This is a genomic window from Burkholderia sp. LMG 13014, assembly GCF_905232215.1.
Taxonomy (GTDB): domain Bacteria; phylum Pseudomonadota; class Gammaproteobacteria; order Burkholderiales; family Burkholderiaceae; genus Burkholderia.
Genome location: NZ_CAJNKE010000393.1, coordinates 1 through 5799, shown reverse-complemented (window position 1 = coordinate 5799; position 5799 = coordinate 1). Strand labels below are relative to the sequence as shown.

6 protein-coding genes are annotated in these 5799 nt (G+C 69.8%); 3 read left to right on the top strand and 3 right to left on the bottom strand.

Going from position 1 to position 5799, the window contains the following annotated elements; all coding sequences use genetic code 11:
- Positions 1 to 1117: DAK2 domain-containing protein (locus JYJ84_RS26895; RefSeq protein ID WP_205189669.1), on the top strand; the 1117-nt coding region annotated here is incomplete at its 5' end.
- 136 nt (positions 1118 to 1253) lie between these two features.
- Here the strand turns inward: JYJ84_RS26895 and JYJ84_RS26890 are convergent.
- The 3 genes from JYJ84_RS26890 to JYJ84_RS26880 all read right to left on the bottom strand — a co-directional run bounded on the left by JYJ84_RS26890 (position 1254) and on the right by JYJ84_RS26880 (position 3134).
- A complete protein-coding gene (locus JYJ84_RS26890) occupies positions 1254 to 1715 on the bottom strand; it encodes a hypothetical protein (RefSeq protein WP_175223297.1) in 462 nt (153 codons plus the stop codon).
- 58 nt (positions 1716 to 1773) lie between these two features.
- Positions 1774 to 2061 carry a DUF1330 domain-containing protein gene (locus JYJ84_RS26885; protein ID WP_122950215.1) on the bottom strand — a complete coding sequence of 96 codons (288 nt, stop codon included), beginning with the start codon at positions 2059 to 2061 and terminating at the stop codon, positions 1774 to 1776.
- A gap of 212 nt (positions 2062 to 2273) precedes the next feature.
- Positions 2274 to 3134, bottom strand: coding sequence for a MaoC family dehydratase N-terminal domain-containing protein (locus tag JYJ84_RS26880; RefSeq protein ID WP_175223296.1), 861 nt, complete (start codon positions 3132 to 3134; stop codon positions 2274 to 2276).
- 308 nt (positions 3135 to 3442) lie between these two features.
- Here JYJ84_RS26880 and JYJ84_RS26875 point away from each other — a divergent pair, with 308 nt between their 5' ends.
- Together JYJ84_RS26875 and JYJ84_RS26870 are read left to right on the top strand one after the other, a co-directional pair.
- A complete protein-coding gene (locus JYJ84_RS26875; RefSeq protein WP_043185339.1) occupies positions 3443 to 3922 on the top strand; it encodes a MarR family winged helix-turn-helix transcriptional regulator in 480 nt (159 codons plus the stop codon).
- Positions 3919 to 5799 (top strand): FUSC family protein (locus tag JYJ84_RS26870; RefSeq protein WP_205189668.1); only part of this gene is annotated, 1881 nt, incomplete at its 3' end. The genes JYJ84_RS26875 and JYJ84_RS26870, both read left to right, overlap by 4 nt.

Below are 5799 nucleotides of genomic sequence, written 5' to 3'. Positions count from 1 at the left end.
CTGCACGATCCCGGGCGCCGACAAGTCGGGCTTCAGCCTCGCCGATCACGAGATCGAACTCGGCCTCGGCATCCACGGCGAGAAAGGCGTCGAACGCCGCGCGCCGCTGCCGGCCGATGCGCTGGTCGACACGCTGCTGTCGAGCATCGTCGCCGATCTCGTGCTCGACCGCGGCGAACGGGTCGCGCTGTTCGTCAACGGCCTCGGCGCGACGCCTGACATGGAACTCGCGATCGTGCTGCGCGCCGCGTACGACAACCTGCACCGGCGCGGCATCGTCGTTGCGCGCGCGTGGGCCGGCAGTTTCCTGTCGGCACTGAACATGCCCGGCTGCTCGATCTCGGTACTGCGGCTGAACGACGAACGCGCGGTGCTGCTCGACGCGCCGACGCAGGCGCGCGCATGGCCGGGCGGCGGCGCCGTGAATACGCAGATCCGCGTGGCCGCGGCCGCCGTGCAGGAAGCTCCGCTGCCGCCGCTCGATGCGGCCGGCCGCGCGTGGGCGGCGCGCCTGCAACCGGCGCTGCACGCGGTCGCGCAAACACTGATCGATCACGAGCAGACGCTGACGGATCTCGATACGGCGGCCGGCGACGGCGATCTCGGCGCGAGCATGCTGCGTGCCGCCCAGGCGATCCTCGCACTGCCGGAAACCGCGTACGGCACGCCGGCCGGCGCGCTTGCTGCGCTCGGCGCCGCGTTGCGCCGCGCGATCGCCGGCAGCTCGGGGCCGTTCTATGCGACCGCGCTGCTGCGCGCGTCGCGCCGGCTGGCCGAGATCGCCGAGCCATCGGCGCGCGACTGGGCCGCGGCGTTCCGTGGCGCGGTGGATTCGATCAGCGAACTGGGTGGCGCGCACGCCGGCGACCGGACGATGCTCGATGCGCTGGTGCCGGCCGTCGCCGCGTTCGAGCGTGCGCTCGACAACGATCGCGATGCCGCGGGCGCCTGGGCGGCCGCGGTCGAAGCCGCCGAGCACGGTGCGCAGGAAACGGCGCGCATGACGCCGCGCGCCGGGCGCGCGAGCTATCTCGGCGAACGCGCAATCGGCACGCCGGACGGCGGCGCGGTCGCGGTGTCGTATTGGCTGCGTGCGTTGCAGACGCACATCGGGTGAAGGGTGAAGGCGCGGCGCGCGCCTTCAATGCATCGGCACGCATGACGCCATGTCGCATCACGTGCCGATGCCGCGGATCGCTGCGATGCGGGCGGCGTCACCTCCGTCGACTCCGCATCGAACCGTCCGCAATCAATCAGCGCGTTTTCGTCCGCCCGGGCAACAACGCCGCGCCGACCGCCGCCGCGCCGAAACTCGCGAGCCAGCACCAGTAGCCGATCGCGTCGAGGTGCACCGGTTCGACGTCCCCCGCTTCGTTGACGGCGATCTGGTGCTGCGTCAGGAAGCTCATCCCGAACAGCAACGCCAGTCCGGCCAGCACGACCGCCTGCGCGCGGTAGCGCTTCGCCGTCAGCAGCCAGGCAGCGAACACGAGCGGATTCGCAAGCCATGCGTAGATGCCGGCAAGCACGCCCATCCAGCCCGTCAGCAGCACTTGCCAGCCGTCGGCCCACGGATGCGGGACGGGCGCGCCGGTGCGGAACGGCGCGGTGAACATGGCGACCAGATAGAACAGCACGCTGATCGCGAACAGCACGGTCGTGGCGCGGCCCATCGGCGGGCGAACGGATGCAGCGGCGGAGATCGATGTGTTCATGGGCGAGGCGGACGCCCGGCGTCGCAACGCGCCGCCGGAAACGCGCGACGTGGGTCGTTCAGACGCCTTCGACCAGCACGGCGCGATAGCGCGCGCCCTTGAACCGGTGCTGCACGACGGCCTGGTATTCGGGGCCGTGATACCACGCATGCGCGGCTTCCTTCGACGGGAACTCGACGATCACGACGCCTTCCGGGCCGTCGCCCTCGAGCGTTTCCTGCGGCCCGTAGGCCGCGAGCACCTTCACCGGATGCCCGGCGAGCGTCGCGCCGACCTTGCTCTGGTAGAGGTCGAATTCTTGCTGGTCCTGCATGCTTTCACGTGTAAACACAATGTAGGTGGCCAAGATACGTGCTCCTGATGCGATGCGTGGCAAGTGGAAGGGCCGGCCGCGCGCCGCGCCGTCCGGCAAACGGCGCGCGACCTGCTCGCAGATTACAGGGGATTGCCGACGAGCGTCAGGGGCCGCCCGAGTGCCAGCCCGGGCGCCGACAGCGTGCGGTAACGGCGATCCGCATACCGATCTTGCCGCATCGCGGATGAACGGAACGGCCCCCGTCACGCGAGCGTCGCGGTCGCCTGCATCGTCAGCCAGCCGTCGCGATCCTTCGCCCACAGCTCGATCGAATTGCCGTCGTCCGACGGCTTGCCGCACAGCGTGAACGGCTCCCCGTCGAACGTCGGGCGCACCGCGCGGAACGCGAAGCTCGCGAGCGTCGCTCCGGGCTGTTCGCGATGCACGAGATCGACGAGCAGCGTCGCGATCAGCGGGCCGTGCACGACGAGCCCCGGATAGCCCTCCTCCTGCGTCACGTAGCTGCGGTCATAGTGGATACGGTGACCGTTGAAGGTCAGCGCCGAATAGCGGAACAGCATCACGGCATCGGCCGTGACCGTGCGTGACCACGTCTCGCCTGCCGGCGCCGCGATCGGCTTCGGCGCGGGTGCGCCCGGCTGAGGCGCATCGCGATAGACGATGTCGTGCTCTTCCTCGACGCACAGCACGCCGTCGCACTCGATCCGGTGCTGCACCGTCACGAAGACGAGCCGGCCGCTGCGGCCCGTCTTGTCCTCGAGGTTCGCGATCGTCGATTCGCGCGTCGCGCGCCGCCCCGTGCGCAGCGGCGCATGGAACGTCAGGCGGCCGCCGGCCCACATGCGGCGCGGCAGCGGCACGGGCGGCACGAAGCCGCCGCGCTTCGGGTGGCCATCGGGGCCGACTTCGGCCAGCGGCGCAACCGGCAGGAAATAGAGCCAGTGCCACATCGGCGGCACGACGTCGCCGGGCGACGGACGGTCGAGCGTGGCGGCCAGCGCGTTCAGCGGGAACGCGGTGATGTCGTCGCCGAGCGTTTCGGTCTTGCCGAGCCACGCGTCGAGCGACGCATGGCCAGGGGGCTGCGAGGATGATGTGGACACGTGCGGAATCTCCGGGAGGCTTGCAACGGTCCCAATATGCACGCCGCGCGCCGTTTCGCGAAGCCGGATTTCCCGAACCCCGGCTTCGAGCCTGCCTGACCTGCCGGGTTGCGCTGCCGGATGCCTTTCATCTGACCATTCGATCGCGGCCGCCGCACGCTCCCGCGCCGACCACCTTACAGCTTGACCATCGCCGGCACGCCGCCTAAATTGCTTCAAACGAGCCGGCCGCGCCGCGAGCGACGTGTCATCAGGGTGACAAAAACGATAGTTTGCTATCGAATTATTTTGCCCCTATCATCTCGCCCATGACCAATCTGCACGACCTCCGCCTCGCCGTCAGCAGCCTGCTCGTGCTGTCCGCGCGCAAGTGGCGCCGCACCAGTGACGGCGTGCTGAACGCATACAACGTGTCCGAAGCCTGCGCGACGCCGCTGCTGATCGCCGGCCGCCTCGGCGAAGGCGTGCGGCAAGGCACGCTCGCCGAACACGTCGGCATCGAAGGGCCGTCGCTCGTGCGCCTGCTCGACCAGCTATGCGCGGCCGGCCTCGCGCGCCGCGACGAGGATCCGCACGACCGCCGCGCGAAGACGATCTCGCTGACGGCCGCCGGCCGCGCGGTCACCGCGAAGATGGAAGAAGACCTGCGCGCGCTGCGTGCGCAGGTGCTCAAGGGTGTCACGCGCGCCGATCTCGAAGCGACGCTGCGCGTGCTCGACGCCTTCAATGCATCCGAGTCGCACACGCCCGCCGCGCGCGCGTCCCACACCGGCAACGCCACGTCATGACCTATCCGAGCCTGCGCGACTGGCTGTTCTCGGGCAAGACGTTCGCCGCGTCGATGCTGGCGCTGTACCTCGGCCTGTATTTCCAGTTGCCGCGCCCGTACTGGGCGATGGCGAGCGTCTACATCGTGTCGAACCCGTTCGTCGGCGCGACGCGCTCGAAGGCGCTGTATCGCGCGCTCGGCACCGCGCTCGGCGCGGCCGCCGCGATCTTCTTCGTGCCGCCGTTCGTCGAGACGCCGCTGCTGTTCGCGATCATCGTCGCCACCTGGTGCGGCACCCTGCTCTACCTCGCGATCTCCGACCGCACCGCGCGCAGCTACGTGTTCATGCTCGCCGGCTATACGATGCCGCTCGTCGCACTGCCGACCGTCACCGATCCGTCCACCGTGTTCGACGTCGCGATCGCGCGCACCGAGGAGATCGTGCTCGGCATCGTGTGCGCGAGCGTGGTCGGCAGCGCGATCTTCCCGAACCGGCTCGCGCCGACGCTGATCGAGCGCACCGACGCGTGGTTCAAGGACGCCGCGTTCTACGGCCGGGAAACGCTGTCCGGGCACATTGCCGGCAAGGCGCTGTCCGCGTGCCGGCAACGCCTCGCGGCGACCATCACGGGCCTCGAATTCCTGCTGAGCCAGCTGAGCTACGACCATGCGCATCCGCGCATCCTCGCGCGCGCACAGGCGCTCGCGGGCCGCATGCAGCTGTTCCTGCCGCTGATGTCGTCGCTCGCCGATCCGTTGATCGCGCTGATGCGCGACCTGCACATCCGGCCGGCCGGGCTCGACGCGCTGCTCGCCGATGCCGCGAAATGGTTCGACGCGCCGCTGCCGGCCGTCAGGGCCGGCAGCGACGGCGACCTGACCGACGACCCGGTCGCGGAACGCCTGCGCGAACGCATCGCCGCGCTGCAGCCGGGCGACGATGCGCTCGCGAGCTGGGACGGCGCGCTGCTGTCGAATGCGCTGTGGCGGCTGCGCCAGGTCATCGACATCTGGCAGGATTGCCGTTCGCTGCGTGCGCTGATCGGCAACGAAGCGGGCGTCTGGCAGCCGCGCTACCGGCACTGGCGGCTCGGCGGCACCGAGCGCTTCTTCGATCGCGGGATGATGCTGTTCTCGACGCTGACCGTCGTCGCCGCGATCGTGTTCGCGAGCTGGCTGTGGATCGCGTCCGGCTGGCACGACGGCGCCGCGGCCGTCACGCTCGTGGCCGTGTCGTGCAGCTTCTTCGCCGCGCTCGACGAGCCGGCGCCGCTGGTGTTCAAGTTCTTCCTCGCGACGACCGCGAGCGTCGTGTTCGCCGGCCTGTACCTGTTCGTCGTGCTGCCGCACGTGCACGATTTCGCGATGCTCGTGGTGATGTTCGCAGGCCCGTTCATCCTGATCGGCACACTGCTGCCGCGCCCGCAGTTCAACATGGTGACGATGCTCGTCGCCGTGAACACGGCCACCTTCATCAGCATCCAGGGTGCGTACGATGCCGACTTCTTCGTGTTCCTGAACAGCAACCTCGCGGGGGTCGCCGGGCTGCTGTTCGCCTATGTCTGGACACGTGCGACGCGGCCGTTCGGTGCGGAACTCGCGGTGCGGCGCCTGCTGCGTTCGGGCTGGGAAGATGTCGCGCGTTCCGCGTCGACGCAACCGCTCGACGACCAGCGCAACCACGCGTCGCGCATGCTCGACCGCGTCACGCATCTGCTGCCGCGCCTGGGCGCATCCGACGACCATCGTCATCCGTCGATCGAGAGCTTCCGCGACCTGCGCATCGCACTGAACGCGCTCGACCTGCGCCGCGCGCGTCGCAAGCTGTCGGGTGACATGCCCGATGCGATCGACCGCGTGCTGGCCGGCGTCACCGATCACTACGAACGCTGCGCC

Bases quoted from the DNA above. Each gene is read 5' to 3' on its own strand.
- JYJ84_RS26875 (WP_043185339.1), top strand. From the start codon at position 3,443: ATGACCAATCTGCACGACCTCCGCCTCGCCGTCAGCAGCCTGCTCGTG.
- JYJ84_RS26890 (WP_175223297.1), bottom strand. From the start codon at position 1,715: ATGAACACATCGATCTCCGCCGCTGCATCCGTTCGCCCGCCGATGGGC.